The 20,342-nt window shown below is 62.5% G+C and carries 17 protein-coding genes; 5 read left to right on the top strand and 12 right to left on the bottom strand.

Translation table 11 applies throughout. The features are described 5' to 3' along the window. Positions 1-5: 5 nt before the first annotated feature. The 9 genes from WDB86_RS04820 to WDB86_RS04780 all read right to left on the bottom strand — a co-directional run bounded on the left by WDB86_RS04820 (position 6) and on the right by WDB86_RS04780 (position 8,972). Positions 6-1,145: an efflux RND transporter periplasmic adaptor subunit gene (locus WDB86_RS04820; RefSeq protein ID WP_406736769.1), complete on the bottom strand. Its 1,140-nt coding sequence runs from the start codon at positions 1,143-1,145 to the stop codon at positions 6-8. Then, positions 1,142-2,248 carry an efflux RND transporter periplasmic adaptor subunit gene (locus tag WDB86_RS04815; protein WP_406736768.1) on the bottom strand — a complete coding sequence of 369 codons (1,107 nt, stop codon included), beginning with the start codon at positions 2,246-2,248 and terminating at the stop codon, positions 1,142-1,144. Before WDB86_RS04815 ends, WDB86_RS04820 begins: the two co-directional genes overlap by 4 nt. A 201-nt stretch (positions 2,249-2,449) precedes the next feature. After that, a complete protein-coding gene (locus WDB86_RS04810) occupies positions 2,450-3,724 on the bottom strand; it encodes a LysR substrate-binding domain-containing protein (RefSeq protein WP_406736767.1) in 1,275 nt (424 codons plus the stop codon). 215 nt (positions 3,725-3,939) lie between these two features. Continuing rightward, positions 3,940-5,043: a TRAP transporter substrate-binding protein gene (locus WDB86_RS04805; protein ID WP_339107057.1), complete on the bottom strand. Its 1,104-nt coding sequence runs from the start codon at positions 5,041-5,043 to the stop codon at positions 3,940-3,942. Between the two features lie 196 nt (positions 5,044-5,239). After that, the gene (locus WDB86_RS04800; protein WP_339107058.1) at positions 5,240-6,334 is read right to left on the bottom strand and encodes a TRAP transporter substrate-binding protein; all 1,095 of its coding nucleotides are present in this window, start codon (positions 6,332-6,334) and stop codon (positions 5,240-5,242) included. A 165-nt stretch (positions 6,335-6,499) separates the two neighbouring features. Then, positions 6,500-7,330 (bottom strand): arginyltransferase, encoded by an 831-nt coding sequence (locus tag WDB86_RS04795; RefSeq protein ID WP_339107059.1) that lies wholly within the window; start codon positions 7,328-7,330, stop codon positions 6,500-6,502. Positions 7,331-7,492: 162 nt separating this feature from the next. After that, positions 7,493-7,975 (bottom strand): DUF2852 domain-containing protein, encoded by a 483-nt coding sequence (locus WDB86_RS04790; RefSeq protein ID WP_406736766.1) that lies wholly within the window; start codon positions 7,973-7,975, stop codon positions 7,493-7,495. A gap of 170 nt (positions 7,976-8,145) precedes the next feature. Then, a complete protein-coding gene (locus tag WDB86_RS04785) occupies positions 8,146-8,613 on the bottom strand; it encodes a YbaK/EbsC family protein (RefSeq protein WP_406736765.1) in 468 nt (155 codons plus the stop codon). Positions 8,614-8,669: 56 nt separating this feature from the next. After that, complete coding sequence (locus WDB86_RS04780) at positions 8,670-8,972, bottom strand: HNH endonuclease (protein WP_339107062.1); 303 nt, start codon at positions 8,970-8,972, stop codon at positions 8,670-8,672. Between the two features lie 132 nt (positions 8,973-9,104). Here WDB86_RS04780 and WDB86_RS04775 point away from each other — a divergent pair, with 132 nt between their 5' ends. Together WDB86_RS04775 and WDB86_RS04770 are read left to right on the top strand one after the other, a co-directional pair. Next, positions 9,105-11,882, top strand: coding sequence for a glutamine-synthetase adenylyltransferase (locus tag WDB86_RS04775; RefSeq protein WP_406736764.1), 2,778 nt, complete (start codon positions 9,105-9,107; stop codon positions 11,880-11,882). 11 nt (positions 11,883-11,893) lie between these two features. Next, on the top strand, positions 11,894-12,172 hold the full coding sequence (locus WDB86_RS04770; RefSeq protein ID WP_406736763.1) for a hypothetical protein: 279 nt from the start codon (positions 11,894-11,896) through the stop codon (positions 12,170-12,172). A gap of 170 nt (positions 12,173-12,342) precedes the next feature. Here WDB86_RS04770 and eda read toward each other — a convergent pair whose 3' ends face one another. Continuing rightward, on the bottom strand, positions 12,343-12,984 hold the full coding sequence (gene eda / locus WDB86_RS04765; RefSeq protein WP_406736762.1) for a bifunctional 4-hydroxy-2-oxoglutarate aldolase/2-dehydro-3-deoxy-phosphogluconate aldolase: 642 nt from the start codon (positions 12,982-12,984) through the stop codon (positions 12,343-12,345). A gap of 21 nt (positions 12,985-13,005) precedes the next feature. Then, a complete protein-coding gene (gene edd / locus WDB86_RS04760; protein ID WP_406736761.1) occupies positions 13,006-14,826 on the bottom strand; it encodes a phosphogluconate dehydratase in 1,821 nt (606 codons plus the stop codon). Between the two features lie 230 nt (positions 14,827-15,056). Between edd and WDB86_RS04755 the strand changes: the two genes are divergently transcribed. The 3 genes from WDB86_RS04755 to WDB86_RS04745 all read left to right on the top strand — a co-directional run bounded on the left by WDB86_RS04755 (position 15,057) and on the right by WDB86_RS04745 (position 18,267). Further along, a complete protein-coding gene (locus WDB86_RS04755; RefSeq protein WP_406736760.1) occupies positions 15,057-16,250 on the top strand; it encodes an RSP_2647 family RNA methyltransferase in 1,194 nt (397 codons plus the stop codon). Beyond that, the gene (locus WDB86_RS04750) at positions 16,250-16,798 is read left to right on the top strand and encodes an RSP_2648 family PIN domain-containing protein (protein WP_406736759.1); all 549 of its coding nucleotides are present in this window, start codon (positions 16,250-16,252) and stop codon (positions 16,796-16,798) included. The genes WDB86_RS04755 and WDB86_RS04750 overlap by 1 nt, the downstream gene beginning before the upstream one ends. 203 nt (positions 16,799-17,001) lie before the next feature. Further along, the gene (locus tag WDB86_RS04745) at positions 17,002-18,267 is read left to right on the top strand and encodes an arabinose transporter (RefSeq protein WP_406736758.1); all 1,266 of its coding nucleotides are present in this window, start codon (positions 17,002-17,004) and stop codon (positions 18,265-18,267) included. 424 nt (positions 18,268-18,691) lie between these two features. Here WDB86_RS04745 and pgi read toward each other — a convergent pair whose 3' ends face one another. Beyond that, the gene (pgi, locus tag WDB86_RS04740; protein ID WP_339107070.1) at positions 18,692-20,296 is read right to left on the bottom strand and encodes a glucose-6-phosphate isomerase; all 1,605 of its coding nucleotides are present in this window, start codon (positions 20,294-20,296) and stop codon (positions 18,692-18,694) included. Positions 20,297-20,342 lie beyond the last annotated feature (46 nt).

The following is a 20,342-nucleotide window of genomic DNA, read 5'->3' as shown; positions in this document are numbered from 1 at the left end:
GGACCTCATTTTGTCGTGCTTTCCTGTGCCGTTGGCGTGGTGGTGCGCGGCGCGCCCGCAAGGGTCAGGCCCTGACCGGCCCGCGCGCCTTCCTGCAAGGCGTCAAGCCCGCGCAGCACGACCTCGTCGCCGCTTTTCAGGCCTTGGGTCACCACGATGCGGCTGCCGTAATCGGTGCCGGTGGTGATGGTGGTGCGGTGCAGCACGCGGGGGGTGCCGCTCACCACCCAGACGCTGGGCGGGGTGCCCGCGACAAGAGCCGCCTTGGGGATGCTCAGCATTTCGCCATTGCCGGTATCCAGCCGTGCCGATACCAGCGAGCCGATACGGTAATCCTCGCTGGGCGCGATCAGGGTCAGATGGGCGCGCATCGTATCAAGGCTGGAATTGGTGACCGGCTCGACCAGTCGCAGCTTGGCCTTGATCTGGGGCACATCGGTGGAATGATGGCTGACGGTAAAGCTCTGGTCGCGCTCCAGCGTGCTGGCCAGAACCTGCGGCATGTCGATCACCGCCTCACGGTCATCGCCGCGCGCAAAAGTCACCACCTCGGTGCCTGCCGAAACCAATGTCCCCGGCTCGATCGCGCGCGAGAGCACGATGCCATCGGCAGGGGCCGTCAGCTTGCCATAGCCTGCGGCCTGCGTGCTCTGGCGTTCCTGCGCCTGGGCGCTGTCAAACTGGGCCTTGGCTGCGGCAAGGCTTGCCTCGGCGGTTTCGAAATCCGATTGCGCCAGCACGCCGCGTTTGCGCAAGGTGGCGGCGCGATCATAGCTTGCCTGCGCATAATCAAGCGCGGCCTGCGCCTGCCCGACCGCGGCCCTGGCCTCGCGCAGGTCCTGTTCTAGCGTGATCTGGTCCAGTTCGGCAATAACATCGCCCTGTTTGACACGATCGCCCGCCTCGACATGGATGCGCGACACCCGCCCGCCCGTGCGAAAGGCCAGCGAGGTCTCGTAGCGCGCGTCGACCATGCCCGAAAAGACACGCTGGCCGGTGGGCACCTCGCCCAGAATTTCGGTGATGACAGGGCGTGGTGTGGCCGTGTCCGGCCCGCTCTGTGTTGGCCCGCTCTGTGTTGAGGCGTCCTGTGCGAAGGCGGGCAGGGCAAGGCAGTAGCCCAGAAGGATAGCGGCATATCTCATTGGCTGTCTCCGCGGGTCTCTGTCACGGTCTGGCCGTCGAACAGGCCATCGGCTCCGGTTGCGACGATCTTCATATCGGCAGTGATCGCGGAAGACGGCACCAGTTCGATCTGAGTCGTACTATAGGCGGCGATCTCGACGGGGGTCAGGCGGATCTGCATGCTCTGCGGGTCCACCACCCAGACGGCATCGCCCTCGGGGCCGCTCACCAGCGCATCCCACGGCAGGGCAAGGCGCTGCGGTTGCGGCAGCGAGATCTGGCCGGTGATCAGCGTGCCGATCCGTGGCGGCTGGGCGCTGGCATCATCGATGCGGGCCTTGATGGTCACAGTGCCGGTATCGCTGAGTTGTGGCGAGACTTCGTTGATCTTGGCATTCAGCGGAGTGGTCTGGGCGGGGCTTTCAACGGTGATGCTGCGGCCTGCCAAACCGGCCAGTCCGGCGATGTCGGGGGCCTGAAATACCGCCTCGCGGGCCGTTTCATTGGCCAGCATCACCACCTCCTGACCGGCGCTGACGACCTCGTCGATTTCGGCGGCGCGTTCGGTGATCACGGCATTGTCGATGGCGCGTAAAACGGTATCGTCCATGCCCTGCTGTGCGGTTTCAAGCTGGGCCTGGGCCTGATCGAAACCGGCTTTCGCCTGCAGGAAATTCTGCGTGGCCTCGTCCAGCGCGTCCTGTGTGCCGGTGCCACGGGCAAGCAGGCCTTGTGCACGGTCGCGGGCCTGTCGCGTCTGGTCCAGCTGGGCCTGCGCCGAGGTCAGGCTGGCCTTGGCCGCATCCAGAGAGGCCTGCGCCGCTGTCTGGTCAAGCGTGGCGATGATATCGCCTTTTGCGACATGGTCGCCGGTATCCACCGCCATCTGGGTGATCCGCCCGCCCGAGCGGAAGCTGGCGGGATAGGTTTCGGGGGCCTCGATCGTGCCGATAAAACGCACATCATGCTGGGCTGGCACGGTCTGGGGCTGGGTGATTTCAACGGCGACGGGCGGCTGCGCCTGAAGCGGCCGCGCCGGTAGGGTGGTCAGGCATAGCAGTGCTGCGAGCCACAGATATGTTGTTTTGCGCCCTTGCGCGGCCCCGAAACGAGGACGGATCATCGCCGATCCTTTCCAATAGATGGTCCAGCGTCATGATGATGCTGTCTGGTAATGGCTGGCCCTCAATGTGCTGGCCCTAATGTGCAGGCCTGTCAATGGCTTGCCCGATGGTCTTTCGATGCTGTGGCAAGTCTGCGCAAATGATGCGCGGACATTAGCCTCTTTCGGAGAAAAGGCAATCTCGGGGGAAAGATTAGATTTTTATCGCGCTTCGGCCAGAGCTTTTGCGCGCTGGATGAAATGTTCGGCCGCAACGGAATGTCCGCTGGCCAGCGGATAGACCAGTATCGCCTGATCGACCGCCCCCGCGCGCAATTCCAGCCGCCGCGCGACGATCTTGTGACCGGCGAGATCGGGCGGGCTGAGCGGGCTTGCGGCGCGCAGCGAAAACCCCTTTTCCTGCGCCACAGCGGTCAGGATCTGGATGTCGTCGGGATATTCTTCCACCAGCCGCGGCTCGACGCCTTCGGCCCGCAGGATATTGGGGAACAGGTCGCGTGCAGGGGGCAGCGACAGGCCGATCATTGCCTCGCCCTCCAGATCCTGCGGTTTGAGACTGTCCTGCGTGGCAAGCGGGTGGGTTTGCGGCAGCAGAACCCAAGGCTGGAAAGGGACCAGCGGGATCTGTGCCAGCGTGTCGGGCAGATTGGCCTCATGGACCAGCGCCACCTCTATGCGTCCTTCGTCCAGCGCGTGCAGGAGGCGCCCCTGATCACCGCGCAGCAATCGGGGCGAGACCTCATGCAACCCGCGCAGAAGTTCGGGCAGAAGCCAGCCCGCGAAAGACGGGATCGCCCCGATCCAGAGCGGCAGTTTGGGCTGCGCCTCCGGCTCGTCAAAAAGCGGATCGCCGGTCAGGGGGCGGATGAATTCGCTATCGCGGCCATAGACCTGCTTGACCGTGTTCAAAGGCAGTCCGAGTTCGCCCAGAAAGGGGCGTTCCTGCGAGACATAGCCAAGTTGCGAGGAAAGCGGCAGGCGGTCCTGTGCCCGTCGCTCTGCCGCGCTGGTTGTGGCATTGCGCGTGGCCAGTAGGGCGGCCTGTATCAGCGCCGGTTGCAGGCTGTCTGTCATCATCCGCGCGGGCAATGCGGCGGCGTTCTGGCTGGCGGCCTGCGCGGTGCTTGTCTGGGCGGCGGTCTGCGCATTCGGCAAAGCCTGCGAGGGCATTTGCGGCGTCACGGGGGGCGGTGCTGGCTGGGCCGCCGTCTGCGAGGCGGCGCTATTGCTGCCACTTGTCACAGCTGCGGCGCTTCCGGCAAGTTTTGCTGCGGTGGCGGTGGCGGTTGCGGGGTCGGTGGAGGGCTGCGACGGAGACTGTGTGCCGGAGCCCGTCTGCGCGGCCGCCGTGCTTTTGCCGAGTTCCTGCAAAAGGGTGCCGAATTGCGCGCTTTGCTTGCCCGCCTGCACACCGGCCTGTGCCGCCAGCCGCAGCAGTCCGGCCAGCCCGTCCGCCGTGAGGCGCGGGGGGATCATGCAAGCCCCCGTAATGAGCCGCGCCTATGCTGCATTGCACCTTCTCCCGATGGCAGTTCCTTTCACGATAGAAGCGGAGTGGTTTAGATTTTATTGAGGCCCTTTGCCCTCTCCCGTTTTGCCCTGTCCTGTGCGGTCAGGCCGTCTGCGCGCTGATCCCAATGCAAAAGGCCCCGCAGATTTGCGGGGCCTTCCGGTGTATCTGTGCGCCTCGATTACAGCGCGCCTTCACGTTGTTTGATCATCATGAAGGTGTCGTAGTTATATTCGGCCAGCTGCGCCCAGAGATAGGCGTCTTTCTTGAAAGCCGCCTGGCTTTCATAGACTTTCTTGAAGTTCTCGTTCGAGCCGTTCAGCTCGGTATAGACCTCTTTGGCCGCGTTGAAGCAGGCATTGAGAACCTCTGCCGAGAAGGGACGCAGTTGCGCACCCTGACCGATCAGAGATTTCAGCGCCGTCGGGTTTTTCTGGTCGTAGGAGGCCAGAACATCGGCATTCGCTGCCTGACAGGCCACCTTGATCGCGTCTTTGTAGGCCTCGGGCAGGGCGTCATATTTCTCTTTGTTGAAGAAGGAGTGCAGCACGGCGCCACCTTCCCACCAGCCCGGATAGTAGTAATAGGGGGCCACTTTCACGAAGCCGAGCTTCTCGTCATCATAGGGGCCGACCCATTCGGTCGCGTCGATGGTGCCTTTTTCAAGCGCGGCATAGATATCGCCACCCGCGATCTGCTGCGGCACGACGCCGAGCTTTTCCATGACCTTACCCGCAAAGCCACCCAGACGCATCTTCAGACCATTCAGATCCGCAACCGTCTTGATTTCCTTGCGGAACCAGCCGCCCATCTGGGCACCGGTATTGCCGGTCGGCAGGCCCACGACATTGTAGTTCGCGTAGAACTCGTTCATCAGGTCGATGCCGCCGCCGTAATACATCCACGCGTTCTGCTGGCGCGAGTTGAGGTTGAACGGCACAGCCGTCCCCAGCGCAAAGGTCGGGTCCTTGCCCCAGAAATAGTACGAGCAGGTGTGGCAGGCTTCGACCGTGCCATTGGACACCGCATCAAGCGCCTGCAGACCACCGACGATTTCACCTGCGGCAAAAACCTGAATCTTGAATTTGCCATCCGTGATCTCTTCGACGTATTTTGCCATCGTGGCACCGCCACCATAGATCGTGTCGAGCGATTTCGGGAAAGACGAGGTGAGGCGCCAGTTCAGAGTGGGCGCTTCCTGTGCGATCGCGGGGGCTGCAAGTGAGGCACCTGCTGCCGCAACACCACCCAGCGCACCTTTGCGAATAAACGAACGACGATCCATATTACCTCCCAACCGTCAGAAAATCTCTGGGCGACGCTCCTCTTGTCACCCTGTTTGGCTATATTGCCTTACCAATTCCGCTTGTCCAGCATTTCCTTGGCCCGAGCTTGCGCTTTTGATCTCTCTCGCGCAAGAAAAAACCCGAGCCGGTGGCTCGGGTTCGGAACTGCGGTATTTTCGGGCCTGCGTCGCGCGCTTAGAGCGTGCCCTGACGCTGCTGCACCATCATGAAGGTGTCGTAATTATACTCGGCCACCTGCGTCCAGAGATAATATTCGTTCTCGAAGGCGCGCAGCGAGTCATACATCTTCTTGAATGTCTCGTTTTCTGCCGAGATTTCGGCATAGACTTCTTTGGAGGTCTCGAAACAGGCCTGCATGATTTCTTGGCTGAACGGACGCAGCTGGGCGCCTTCGGCCAGAAGCGTGCGCAGGGCCTTGGAATTCTCGTAATCATAGGTTTCGAGCATATTGGCATTCACGCTCTGGCAAACGGTTTGCAGAAGCGATTTATACTGATCGGGCAGACCCTCATAGGCGGCTTTGTTGAACAGGAAGTGGACCATCGCCCCACCTTCCCACCAGCCGGGATAGTAGTAATAGGGCGCAACTTTCACAAAGCCGAGCTTCTGGTCGTCATAGGGGCCGACAAACTCGGTTGCATCGATGGTGCCTTTTTCCAGCGCCGCATAGATATCGCCGCCCGAGATCTGCTGCGGCACAACGCCAAGACGCTTGAGAATGGCCCCCGCAAAACCGCCCACGCGGAATTTCAGACCTTTGAGATCCTCGACAGTGTTGATTTCCTTACGGAACCAGCCGCCCATCTGGGCACCGGTATTGCCGCCCGGAAAGCCGATAAGCCCCTTATCCGAAAGGAACGCATTGAACATGTCATTGCCGCCGCCATTGCGCATCCAGGCATTCATGCCACGTGCGGACAGGCCGAAGGGCAGGGCCGTGGGGATCGCCCAGACCGGATCCTTGCCCCAGTTATAATAGGTCGGAAAATGCGCGACCTCGACAGTGCCCGCTGCTGCCGCATCGGCCCCTTGCAGGCCGCCTACGATTTCCCCTGCCGAGAAGGACTGGATCTGGAACGCGCCGTCGGTGGCTTCGGCCACACGTTTGCCCAGCTCTTGGCTGTTGCCGTAAAGGGCGGGCAGCGAGTTCGGGAAGGAAGAGGAAAGACGCCACGTGATTTGCGGCTTTTCCTGCGCGATGGCAGGGGCAGCAAGGGCGGAGGCGGTCGCGCCAATGGCGGCCGAAGAGAGGAAGGAGCGGCGGTCCATGATGATCGTTCCTGAAGGTTTTATCGGGTCATGCGAATGGCGGCATACCTGTCAGGACAATCGACCCCTGTAAAGGCTTTATGTAAGGGCTCTGGCGGCAATCGACATGTTTTGGCCGCCGCTTGCGGGAAATGGCGCATTTCCTCCGGAGAACCCTGTGCAGGCTTATTTTTTCGAGGCATCCGGAAGGTTGATCTGGGCAACCTGTTCGGCAATCGGATCGACCGAAAGCGGATGGGTCTCGCTCTCGTGTTCCTGCGGATCGCCAATATCCATCCACTGCCCGCCCTTGAAGATCTCGAGCGCCCCGAAATTCGCTTTATAGCCCATCTTGCGCGAACCGGGCACCCAATAGCCAAGATAGACATAGGGAAGGCCTGCCTTGAGCGCGATATCCACATGATCGAGGATCAGATAGGTCCCGAGGCTGTTTTTCTGCAGGCTGGGATCGTAGAAGGAATAGACCATCGACAGCCCGTCATCGAGCACATCGGTCAGGCAGACGGCCATCAGGTCGCGGGTCGAGCCCGGACGGTCGGCGGATTCCCGGTATTCGATCACACGCGACTTGATCGGCGTTTCCTCGATCATGGCGGCAAATTCGAAGATATCCATATCCGCCATGCCGCCATCGGCGTGACGGCTATCGAGATAACGGCGGAACAGGGCGAATTGCTCTTCGGTGGCCCAAGGGCTGGTCGCTGTCCGCTTGAGCCAGTCATTGCGTTTGAGAATACGCTTTTGCGTGCGGGTCGGGGCGAAATCCGCCACGCGGATACGTGCCGACAGACAGGCGGTGCAATCGGCACAGGATGGCCGGTACAGCACGTTTTGCGACCGCCGGAAGCCTTGCCGTGACAGCGCATTATTCAGCTTTTCCGCCCCCTCACCTTGCAGGGCAGTGAACAGCTTACGTTCCGCGCGCCCGTCCAGATAGGGACAGGGCTGCGGGGCGGTCACGTAAAACTGCGGAGCAAGCGGGAGAGAATGTCGCATGAAACTCGCGGCGATTTAGGTTTATGGCGATAAGGTAGCAAGTTCACGCCCATGCGCCAAGTCCTCACGAAAGAGTTGTTCTGGCAAAACGGTAAACTCCCGGCCTTTTGAAGCCGGGAGCGGTTAAAACTGCCTTAATGCTGGGCGGGATGAGGCGCGATTTTACTTCGCATCGCCTTTATGGTCGAGGGTGGTGCCGGTCGAGGCCGCCTCGGGTTCGGGGCTTTCTTCGGCGGCGGTGCGGGCGCGCTCGTCCATATACTGGTCGAACTCGGCTTTGTCGCGGGCGTCGCGAAGACGTTTCAGGAAGGCTTCGAAGTCATTTTGTTCCCGTTCGAGGCGGGCGATGGTTTCGGCTTTGTAATTGTCGAAGGCGGCATTTCCCGAGGGGCGGGACATATGCATGCCGTAACCGCCAAAGCGCTGGGCGCAGAACTGGCGGGCTTCGGCCCGGCGCCGACGGCCTTTGCCGAAGCGACCGGTGAACAGGATGAACCCCAGCACCAGAAAGCCCAGCGGGCCGGCAAAGATGAAGGACGCCACCATCAGCGCGATCCAGGAGAGCGGCCCGTTCTCATCCATCCACGCGATAGCGCGGCGGATCGGTCCGGTGCGAGGGGCGGCAGAGGCATCGAGATAGGACATGGGTCATTGGCTCCTGAAAGCGGTTTTGAGGATGTGAATGCTTTTCACATAACCGGAGATAAGGACTCTGCGGGGCGGTTCAAGAGTGTATGTAAATATTTTTTACATAGGGCCGTCCCGCCTATGCCGCTGTCATGATACGCCGCTGTCATAGGGGTGCGGGCGGCTACCTATTCGGTGAAGCTGCCGGTTCTGGCCCGTGTAGCATGGGCCAGTTGCGCCGGTGTGATGCGGAACAGGTGGCGAGGGGTGCCTGCCGCCGCCCAGACCGTGTCGAACGTCGTCAGGCGCGGGTCCAGAAACGCCTGCACGGGGGTCAGATGGCCGACCGGAGAAACGCCGCCGATGGCAAAGCCCGTGACCTCGCGCACTTTGCTGGCATCGGCGCGGGTCAATGGCTGCCCTGCCAGACCTGCGGCGCGCTGCTGGTCGACCCGATGTCCGCCTGCCGTCAGGAACAACAGGATCTCGCCGGTATCGGCCCCTTCGAAGAGGATGGATTTGGCGATCTGGTCGATCTCGCACCCCACCGCATCGGCGGCGTCCTGTGCGGTGCGCGCATTTTCGGTTTCGATAATCTCGATTTCCAGCCCTGCGGTTTCAAGGGCCGCTTTGACGCGCTTGAGGGATTTGCTCATGGGATATCCTTTCCGTCGTCCCTGTCGTGGCATCACGGCGGCCGGAAGAAAAGGCCTTAGCGCCGTTTGCGTCGTCCGCCGCTGGATCTTGCGTGAAATGTGGGCGGGCGGCTGGCGATCCATGTCAGGAAGGGCTGCATCGCGGGATGGGCGCGCAGGGCGTCGGCTGTGTTCAGGTTGCGGGCCAGTTCGGTCTCGCGGAAGGTCTTGTGGATCTCGTTATGGCAGATCTGGTGCAAAAGGACGGTCGGGCCGTTCTTGCCGCCGCGCAGCTTGGGCACAAGATGGTGCAGGCTCTGGCGCGCCTCGCGGGGGATCGGGCGCAGACAAAGCGGGCAGATCGGGTCGGTTTCGGTCATCGGAGGCGGTTTCGGTTGGATCGGGACATCACGCAAACATTGTTAACCCAGACCATAATCGGCATTCTTGCGAGGTCAAATTTCGGCTAAGCTGTGATTGACGCCTTGTTCTTGCCAAGCCACTGTTGAGCCATGAGTTTTGCATCCAGATTATCCCGCCTGCCCATTGTCGTAGATCAGGAGCGCGCCGATACGGTCGTTGCGCTCTATTCCGGCCAGCCGCCGGAGGTTCTGGCCCTGATCGAGGGGGTGGCAGGCACGAGTCCTTTCCTTGCCACGCTCCTTGAACGCGAGAAGGGCTGGATCGCCCCGTATCTGTGCGATAATCCCGAAGAGGCGATCACGGCAGAGTTCGCCCGCCTGCCAGAGGTCGCGCCGCCGGATATGGCGGTCGAGTTGCGGCGTGCCAAGCGCCGCGTCGCGCTGGTGATCGCCCTGGCCGATCTGGGGGGCATATGGGGGCTGGAAGAGGTCACGCGGACGCTGTCGGCCTTTGCCGATCTGGCGGTCGATCTGGCGTTGAAATCCTTGCTGAGCGAAGAGATCCGGCGCGGCAAGATCCCCGGGATCGGGGCGGAAACGCTGGCACGGGCCTGCGGCATCGTGGCGCTGGCGATGGGCAAGATGGGGGCGGGGGAGCTGAATTATTCTTCCGATATCGACCTGATCTGCCTCTTCGACCAGACGCAGTTCGATCCCGATGATCTGTTGGAAATCCGTGCGGGGTTTGTGCGGGTGACGCGCAAAATGGCGCAGATGCTGTCGGATATCACCTCGGAAGGCTATGTGTTCCGCACCGACCTGCGGTTGCGCCCGGATGCGGGCGCGACGCCGGTCTGCCTTTCTATGGCGTCGGCAGAGCTGTATTACGCTGCGGAAGGCCGCACATGGGAACGGGCCGCGCATATCAAGGCCCGTCCTTCGGCGGGGGATCTGGAGGCCGGAGCCGCCTATCTGGACCGCCTGAGCCCCTTTGTCTGGCGCAGGCATCTGGACTTCGCGACCATTCAGGACACCCATGACATGCGCACCAAGATCCGCGATCACAAAGGGCTGAACGGGCCCTTGAAGATCGAGGGGCATAATCTCAAGCTGGGGGCGGGCGGTATTCGCGAGATCGAGTTTTTCACCCAGACGCGCCAGTTGATTGCGGGCGGTCGGGACCCCGATCTGCGCGATCCGACCACAGTGGGCGGGCTGGCCGCGCTGGCGCAAAAGGGCTGGATCCCGCGCGAGGTCGCGGCCAAGCTGACCGCGCATTACCGCGCCCATCGCGAGATCGAACACCGGTTGCAGATGGTCAATGACAGCCAGACCCAGACGCTGCCGAACGCGCCCGAGGGGATTGCACGGATTGCCGCGATGATGGGCGAGAGTGACCCTGATCGCTGGATGGCAGAGTTGAAAGACCGGCTGGAAGAGGTCGAGGCCCTGACCAGTGATTTCTTCGCTCCGACGCAGGATGCGGCCCCCCGTCCGGCGTTGTCGGAGCGGGCGGCTGCACTTGTGGCGCGCTGGACGTCCTATCCTTGCCTGCGATCCTCGCGCGCCCGTCTGATTTTTGCGCGGCTGGAGCCGGATATCCTGCGCAAATTGCAAAGGGCCGCCGATTTCGAGGAGGCTTTGCAACAGTTTGACAGGTTCCTGTACGGGCTTCCGGCGGGGGTGCAGCTATTTTCGCTCTTCGAGGCCAACCCGCAGCTTATCGATCTCTTGGTGGATATCTGCGGCACCTCGCCGATGCTGGCCAATTATCTCTCGCAAAATCCCGGCGTGCTGGATGCCGTGATCGGCGGCAGTTTCTTCGAATCCTGGCCGGGGATCGCGACGCTGGAAACCGAGCTGGACCAGATCCTTGCCCAAGCCAGCGATTACGAGAACGCTCTGGACCAGACGCGCCGCTGGGCGAAGGAATGGCGCTTCCATGTCGGGGTGCATCACCTGCGCGGGCTGATCGATGCCACCGAGGCCGCGAAATATTTCGCGGATATCGCGGGGGTGGCGCTGGAGCGGCTCTGGCCGGTGGTCTGCACGGAATTCGCCGGTAAATACGGGCCGCAACCGGGGCGGGGAGCCTGCGTGATGGCGATGGGGTCCTTTGGCTCCGAGCGGCTGACAGCAGCCTCCGATCTCGATCTCATCGTGATTTACGATGCACAGGGTGTGGAGATGTCGGACGGGCCGAAGCCCTTGGCATCGCGCCAGTATTTTGCCCGTCTGACGCAGGCGCTGATTACGGCGGTGTCCGCGCAGATGCCGCAAGGCCGCCTCTACGAGGTGGATATGCGCCTGCGCCCGTCGGGGCGCTCGGGGCCTGTGGCGACCTCTCTGGATGCGTTCCGCTCCTATCAGATGACCGAAGCATGGGTCTGGGAGCATCTGGCCCTGACGCGCGCACGCCCGATTGCCGGTGACCCGTCGCTGGCGGCAGATCTGGAATACCAGCGCCGCGAGATCCTGCGGGCGCGGGGCGGGGATGCGCGGGTGCTGCCGGATCTGGCCGAGATGCGCGCGCGGATCTTTGCGACGAAACCTGTCGAGACGCCTTGGGAGGCCAAGGTCGGGCCGGGGCGGTTGCAGGATATCGAACTGTTGGCCCAAAGCCTTGCCTTGCGGGCAGGCTCGGCGGCGCGCAGGGTCGAGCAGCAGTTGCGCGCGGGCGGGCGGGCGGGGCTGATCCCCCATGCGCAGGAAGAGCGACTGGCCTCGATTTACCGCTTCCTGTGGCGGTTGCAATCGGTCAACCGTCTGCTGAGCGAGAACGGTATGGACATCGCCACCCTCGGCGAGGGCGGGCGCAGTTTCCTTTTGCGCGAAACAGACCAACCGGATGTTAAGACTTTGCAGGCTAGGATTGCGCAGCTAACGGAAGAGGCTGCCGCGATGATCAACCAGATAGTGGATCCCTGATGGGGCGCGCCATGTTGCCCTTACACCGTGCCGATCCGCGCGGCTATGTCCGCACGGCATTTGAAAGCGCGCTGATCGAGCCGGAGACCTGTCGATTTCTGATTCTGGAATGGGCGTTGAAGCTGCCACAGGATGTCCGCCCCGCCGAAGCGGCCCGCGTGCTTCTGGCAGAGTTTCACGTCCAGAGCACGCATCCGATGTATCAGCTTCTGGGAAAGGTTCTGGCCGATCCGGTTCCGGCGGCACAAAACACTCCGCAGGGTCGGGCGGGGCTGCATCAGGACCAGTAGTTTCGGGCCCGAAGAAACTGTGCCGAAATGGGACAGGCCATTTCGGCGCTTGGTTCCGTTTTAGCGCTTGGCTGTGTGGGGACGCGGCGAAGGGCTGCGGTCGCACATGAAAAGGCCGCGCAAGTTATGCGCGACCTTGCAAGGCTATCGGGGGATGCGTCGTGCCGCCGTCAGGCGGTAAGGGCTGCCGCCTCGCGGGCCAGCGTCTCGATAGCGGCCCAGTCGCCCGTTTGCACCAGCTTGTCAGGCGCGACCCACGACCCGCCACAGCAGACCACGTTTTTCAGCGACAGGTAGTCGCGGGCATTGCCCATGTTAATACCACCCGTGGGGCAGAAGCTCATCTGCGGCAAGGGGCCACCGAAGTTCTTCAGCGCGGGCGCGCCGCCATTGGTTTCTGCGGGGAAGAATTTGACCATGTCATAGCCAAGCTCCAGCAGCTTCATCACATCCGAAGGCGTTGCCGTGCCGGGCAGCAGCGGCAGCCCCTCGTCGGCGCAGGCCTTGATCAGATTGTCGGTAATGCCGGGGCTGACGCCGAATTTCGCGCCCGCTGCCTTGGCGGCTTTGACATCGGCGGGGGTCAGCAGGGTGCCAGCGCCCACAACGCCGCCTTCGACATCGGCCATGGCGCGGATCGCCTCAAGCGCGCAATCCGAACGCAGGGTGACTTCCAGCGCGGGCAGGCCGCCTTTCACAAGGGCCGTGGCCAGAGGCACCGCATGGGCGACCTCTTTGACCACGATCACCGGAACGATGGGGGCCAGTTCGCAAATCTTGCGGGAGGCGGCGGATTGTTCTGCGGGGGTCATGCGAGACTCCTTTCGTGATGATCAGACGACAACGGCGGCGCCGCTGGTCGAGGGGCCGACCTGATTGCGGAAAGCCTCGAAAAGTTCGCGGCCCAGACCGACGTGATTGGCCGAAAGATCTTCGACGACCGGCTCACGCGTGTCCAGATCGGCCGAGAGGCAGGTCAATTCGCCCTTGGGCGCATCCAGCCGGATAATATCGCCATCGCGCAGCTTCGACAAAGGCCCGCCATTGGCCGCCTCGGGCGAGACGTGGATCGCCGCGGGCACCTTGCCAGAGGCACCCGACATCCGGCCATCGGTCACCAGCGCCACTTTCAGCCCGCGCTGTTGCAACACCGACAGAACCGGCGTCAACGAGTGCAGTTCCGGCATGCCATTGGCCTTGGGGCCTTGGAAACGCACGACGACGATGGTGTCTTCGGTAAACTCGCCCTTGTTGAAGGCTTCTTTCACCTCGGCCTGATCCTTGAAGACCCGCGCCTTGGCCTCGACCACGCGATGTTCCTCGGCCACGGCCGAGATCTTTATCACGCCACGGCCCAGATTGCCGTTGAGCTGCTTCAGACCGCCCGTCTTGGCAAAGCCCGAAGAGGCGGGGCGCAGGATCTTGTCGTTCAGCGTCTCTGCCGCGCCATCTTCCCAAGTCAGCTGGCCGTCGATCAGCTTGGGCTCTTGCGCGTAACGCGCCATGCCGTCGCCCGCCACGGTTTTCGCATCGCCGTTCAGCAGGCCCTCTTTCAGAAGCTCGCGGATCATGAATTGCAGCCCGCCCGCCGCGTGGAAGTGGTTCACATCGGCCAGACCATTGGGATAGACCTTGGCCATCAGCGGCACCACATCCGAGATATCGTCAAAATCTTCCAGATCGAGCGCGATACCCGCAGCCTTCGCCATTGCGGGCAGGTGCAACACAAGGTTGGTCGAGCCACCCGTCGCCATCAGGCCGACAAGCCCGTTCACGAAGGCGCGCTCGTCAAGGATCTCGCCTGCGGGGCGGTAGTCATTGCCCAAAGCGGTGATTTCGGCGGCACGTTTGGCGCCTGCAACCGTCAGCGCCTCGCGCAGGGGCGTATTGGGGTTGACGAAGCTTGCGCCCGGCAGGTGCAGCCCCATGAATTCCATCAGCATCTGGTTGGTATTGGCGGTGCCATAGAAGGTACAGGTGCCCGGACCATGGTAAGAGGCCATCTCGGCCTTCATCAGTTCCTCGCGCCCCACTTCGCCGGTGGCATAGAGGTTACGGATGCGCGATTTCTCGTCATTGGGCAGACCCGAGGTCATAGGACCCGCAGGCAGGAAGACCGCCGGAATATGGCCGAAGGTTGCAGCGGCCATGATGAGGCCCGGCACGATCTTGTCGCAGACCCCCAGATAGATCGCGGCGTCAAAGGTGTTATGCGACAGCGCGACAGCAGAGGCCAGCGCGATCACATCGCGGGAAAACAGCGACAGCTCCATCCCCGGCTGGCCTTGGGTCACCCCGTCACACATGGCGGGCACACCACCGGCGACCTGAGCCGTGGCACCGGCCTCGGCGGCGGCCTTCTTGATCAGCTGCGGGAAGGTCTCATAGGGCTGATGCGCCGAGAGCATATCGTTATAGGCGGTGACGATCCCGATATTGGGTGCACGCCTTCCCACAAGCGCGTCTTTCGCATCACCCATCGCGGCATAGGCATGGGCCTGATTGCCACAGGTCAGATGGGCACGGGCGACACCTTTCGAGGCGGCCTCGTTGATACGGGCCAGATAGTCGTCGCGCATCGCCTTGGACCGCGTGCGAATCCTGTCGGTCACACGGGCAATCGTGGAATTGAGGGGGGTGGCTGTATCAGTCATGATGGGCTTTCCTGATCGTTTGACACGGGCCGCGGCTCTTGCGGGTAGGGACTCGGCATATGTGGTTGCGGCGACTTTACTCGGTTAGCGCTAACGGTGCAACCAATCGAACAATGTTTGATATTTGGCCCCTTGAGAGGGCTTGGCAAGACGCTCGGGGCGTTCTTGGCTTTGCAACGCTGCGGTATTGGGGATAGGAGAGGCCAAATGCCGTCCAAGGAGTCGTCCCCATGTCCACCGATCTGCCCGTCGTCCGTCTGCGTCCCAAGGGGGAGGCCCGCGCCATCCGTCACGGTTTTCCTTGGGTCTATGTGGACGAGCTGGTTCTGGACCGTCGCACCAAGGCGATTGCTCCGGGAACGATGGCGGTGCTGGAAGATGATGCGCGCCGCCCGCTGGCGCTGGTGACGGTGAACCCCAATTCCAAGATCATCTGCCGCGTGATGGACCGCAACGCCGAGGCGGTGATTGACCGTGCCTGGCTGGTGGAAAAGATCGCTCGGGCCGCGCAGATGCGTGACCGTCTGTTTGGCGCGCCTTTCTACCGTTTGATCCATGCCGAGGCAGACGGGCTTCCGGGGGTGATTATCGATCGTTTCGGTGATGTGGCGGTGATCCAGCCCAATGCCGCTTGGGCCGAGGCGATGATCGAGGATCTGTCGGGCGCTCTGGTCGAGGTGACGGGGGTGAAGACGGTCATCAAGAACGGCTCTGGGCGTGCGCGGACGCTGGAGGGGCTGTCTGAAGAGATGGTCACCCTTCAGGGGGGCGTTGATGCGCCTGTTGCGGTGCAGATGAATGGCGCGACCTATATGGCCGATGTCATGGGCGGGCAGAAGACGGGGCTGTTCTATGACCAGCGCCCGAACCATGCCTTTGCGGCGGCGCTGTCGAAAGAGGCGCGTGTTCTTGATGTGTTCTCACATGTGGGCGGTTTTGCCTTGGCGGCTTTGGCGGGTGGTGCGCGTTCGGCCCTGTCGGTGGACGGCTCGGCCTCGGCGCTGGATCTGGCTGAACAAGGCGCCAAGGCGATGGGCATGGCAGAGAAGTTCTCGACCCGTAAGGGCGATGCTTTTGTCACGCTGGAGGCTTTGGCTGCGGAAGGGGCGGAATATGACGTGGTCATCTGTGACCCGCCCGCCTTCGCGCCCGCAAAACCCGCGCTTCAGGCTGGTCTGCGCGCCTATGAGCGTGTGGCACGTCTGGCCGCCCCTCTGGTGGCCAAGGGCGGCTATCTGGTGCTCTGTTCGTGCAGCCATGCGGCGGATCTGTCGAACTTCCGTGCGGCCTCGACGCGGGGCATCGGGAAGGCGGGGCGGTCGAGCCAGCTTTTGCATACCGGTTTCGCGGGGGCTGATCACCCGATGCTGCCGCAGCTGGCCGAAAGCGGCTACCTCAAATCGCTCTTCTTCCGGCTTGACTGATGAAGCTGGTTCTGGATGCCTGCGTTCTCTATCCCACGGTCCTGCGTGAGATCCTGATCGGTGTCGCGGCCAAGGGGCTTTACCAGCCCCTTTGGTCCGAGCGCCTGCTGGAGGAATGGGCCCGCGCCGCTGCCCGTCGTGGAGAGGCCGATGAGGTTATCGCCCGGGGCGAGGTTGCCATGTTGAAGGCCCGCTTCCCGCAGGCAATGATTGCCCGTCACGAGGGGTTGGAAAACCGCCTGCATCTACCGGATGAGAACGACATCCATGTTCTGGCCACGGCCATTGCCGGAAATGCCGATGCGATTGTCACGATGAATGCCGCGGATTTTCCGCGTGGGGTGCTGCAATCCGAAGGGCTGGATCGTCGCAGCCCTGATAATGTGCTCTGGGCTTTGTGGTCGGATCATCCTGACACCGTGGCCGAGGTGGTCGAGACCGTCCGTCAGGAAGCCGAACGCCTGTCGGGCAAGCCCCAACCCGTGCGTGCGCTTCTCAAACGTATCCGCCTATCGCGCCTTGGCCGTGCGCTTGAGGCGGCCTCCTGACCGGCGCCGCTTGCGCAAACAGGTTGACGGGGCAAATTTCGTAAGGTAGCTCATAAACGCCGGAGCGATCAATCTTGGTCGGACGTCTTCGGTCGTAAGCGTCTAACGTCAAGCAACGCACCTTCTTTCCGCTCGGTCGGGGAGGGTGTGTGCATGGCTTGCGCCGCTCTCCCGCCGATGTGACCAGACACCGGAGTGAGAACATGTCTGACAGACTTTCCGAAACCATTGCCGATCCGCCCCCGGGTCCGCCTGCCCACAACGGAGCATCCGAGGCCAAGCCCGTGGTCAGCGAGGCGCAGGGCCTGCGGCTGCTGCTGGCGTTGAGCGTGATCCTGTTTTTCGCTTATATCTGTGTGGCGATGGCGCTGCCTGTGGTCTCTGTGCATGTGGTAAAAGGGCTCGGGCTGAGCAATGGCTGGGGCGGCCTTGCCGCCGGTATGGCCTTTGTCTCGACCATCTTCAGCCGCGCTTGGGCGGGTGGGGTATCGGACAGGCTCGGCCCTAAACCGGCAATGGCGCGCGGGCTGTGGTTCTATCTGATGGGCGCGGTGATCTGCATTCTCGCCGGTGTCTTGGGCGCGCAACCTTGGCTGGCGCTGGCTGTTCTGTTGTTGGGGCGGGCGATTGTCGGTGTCGGTGAAAGCTATGTGTCGGTCAGTATGGTGGCATGGGGCATCGGTCTGGCCGGACAGCACCGCGCCGGTCGGGTCATGGCGTTCATGGGGGCTGCGATGTATGGCGCGCTGGGGGCGGGGGCACCGCTGGGGCTGCTGCTTTACCATATCGGCGGGTTCAGTGCGGTCATGTCCTTCAGCGCCCTCTTGCCGCTGATCGGCCTTCTGGCGATTATCAAGATGCCCGGTGTCGCACCGCATGCTGCTACGATGCGGCGGTCCTTCCTCAGCATGATCGGCACGATCTGGAAACATGGCTTTGTCATTCTGGCACAGGGGATCGGCTTTGCCGCGATCGGGGCGTTCTTCTCGCTTTATTTCCTTGCGCAGGGCTGGCAGGGCGCTGGGCTTGGTCTGACCGCTTTCGGGGCGGGCTTCGTGCTGGTGCGGGTGCTGTTTGGCCATCTGCCCGACCGTATTGGCGGGCTGCCGGTGGCGATGGTCTCTCTCGGGGTCGAGGTTATCGGGCAGTTGCTGATCTGGGGCGGGGATATGTCCGGCCTTGCCTTGCTGGGGGCATTCATGACGGGGCTGGGATGTTCGATGATCTACCCGTCCATGGGGCGCGAGGTGGTGGCACTTGTCTCGCCACAGCAGCGCGGCATGGCCTTGGGCGGGTTCGCGGCCTTTCAGGACCTTGCCTATGGTCTGACGGGGCCTGTCGCAGGGATGCTGGCAGACCGTGCGGGCTACGGGCCGATCTTCCTGATTGGGGCGATTGCGGCGGCATCGGGGCTGGGCATGGTGCTGTGGCTCCGGCGCGGTGCGCGGATTGCCGTGCACGGCACCTGACCGTCATCTCCATGCGCCCTGTGGCGAAGGACAACTGGCGATCCGGAGGGGGCGCTACAGGGGCCATGAGAGCCGCGTTGAAGACGCGCGGCATCAGGTCTTGGGGCGTCTCGGTTTTGCCCGATCGAATGGGATCATGTCGATGATCCATTCGATCGGGCAAAGTCGCGGTCATAGGGCGGATTTGCTGTCGCTATAGGGGCGGCATCTCTTCGCCGGAATGTGCGACGCATGCTTCTGCAATATGCGGCATGTCATGAGACATGACGATACGGCGGTGTCGAGGCTTCTCGGTGGCGGCTACGTCGCCGTGTAGCATCCGCCCCCGACCGGTCCGACCTATGAAAACAGCCGCCGGTGCTCCGGCGGCTGTGTCATGTCTGCGAAAGGCGGGCCGATGGGGGCTTGGCACTCTGTCGCGCGTCTAGTCTTGTGCGTCGCGGATCATCTGCGCCAGCCGCAGGGTCGAACCGTCCTTGCCTGCTCCGTCAGCCTCGCCGGTCAGAACAGGTTGCAATGCCAGCGCGAGTTCCTTGCCCAGCTCGACCCCCCATTGGTCGAAGCTGTTGATGCCAAGGATCACGCCCTCGACAAAAACGCGATGTTCGTAAAGTGCCACGATGCCGCCGAAGACCTCGGGGGTCAGCATCGGGTAGATCAGCGTGGTCGAAGGGCGCGAGCCGGGGAAGACGCGATGTGCGGCCTGACGTTCCAGTTCTTCGCCCTCGAAGCCCTTGGCCTCCATCAGCTTGCGGGCCTCATCCATCGAACGGCCCCGCATCAGCGCCTCGGATTGCGCGAGGCAATTCGCCGCCAGCAGGATATGCTGATGCGCCAGATCGGGTTCATGGCCCTTTTCGGCGATCATGAATTCACAGGGAACGATCCGCGTGCCTTGGTGGATCAGCTGGTAGAAGGCGTGCTGGCCATTGGTGCCCGGCTCGCCCCAGACCACAGGGCCGGAATGATAGGGCAGCACCTCGCCATCCATCGATACACGCTTGCCGTTGCTTTCCATCTCAAGCTGCTGGAGATAGGCGGGCAGGCGCGAGAGGCGCTGGTCATAGGGCAGCACGGCACGGGTTGCGAAATCGCAGAACTGGTTGTGCCACATGCCGACAAGCGCCAGCAGGACAGGCAGGTTCTCCTCGAAACCGGCCTCGCAGAAATGCTGGTCCATCGCGGCCGCACCGGCGAGGAAATCGCGGAAATGTTTCGGCCCGATGGCGATCATCAGCGACAGCCCGATCGGCCCCCACATCGAATAGCGCCCGCCGACCCAGTCGGCAAAGCCGAAGACGCGTTCGGGAGAAATGCCGAAGGCCGCCGTCTTTTCCGCCGAGGTCGAAAGCGCGACGAACTGTTCGGCAGGGTCTTCGATGTCTTTCGCCATCCATGCCTTCGCGGTTTCCGCATTGGTCATGGTCTCGATGGTGGTGAAGGTTTTCGATGCGACGATCACCAGCGTGGTTTCGGGGTCGAGATCCTTCAGCGTATCGTGGATATGCGCGCCATCGACATTGGACACGAAATGGCAGCGCGGCCCGTCATGATAGGGGGCCAGCGCCAGACAGGCCATCGCCGGACCCAGATCCGAGCCGCCAATGCCGATATTGACGACATCGGTGATGCGGCCCCCATGACCGTGGAATTTGCCCGAACGCACATCATCGGCAAAACGGACCATGCGGTCATAGGTCTCGCGGACCTCGCCCATGATGTTCTCGCCATCGACCTCGACATCGTTTTCCAGCCGTCGCAATGCGGTGTGCAGCACGGCGCGGCCTTCGGTGTCGTTGATTTTCTCGCCCGAGAACATGGCGTTGCGTTTTTCGGCCAGACCCGACTGCTCGGCCAGCTGGACCAGAAGATGGCGGGTAGAAGTGTCGATATTGGTCTTCGAATAGTCGAACAGGAAGGGGCCAAAGGATGCGCTAAACTTCTCGGCACGGCTGTCGTTGAACAGGTCGAGAATGCGGCGCTCACGCACGTCGGATGCGTGGCTGCGTAGCGTTTGCCAGATGCTCATGGAAATTCCTTATGTGTGACCCTGTGTCGGTGTATCTGAGCGCGAG

The sequence above is a fragment of the Thioclava sp. GXIMD4215 genome (genome assembly GCF_045291555.1).
In the GTDB taxonomy this organism is placed as follows: domain Bacteria; phylum Pseudomonadota; class Alphaproteobacteria; order Rhodobacterales; family Rhodobacteraceae; genus Thioclava; species Thioclava litoralis.
Note: the sequence above shows the minus strand (reverse complement) of the source record. Positions and strands in the feature narration are given on the sequence as shown.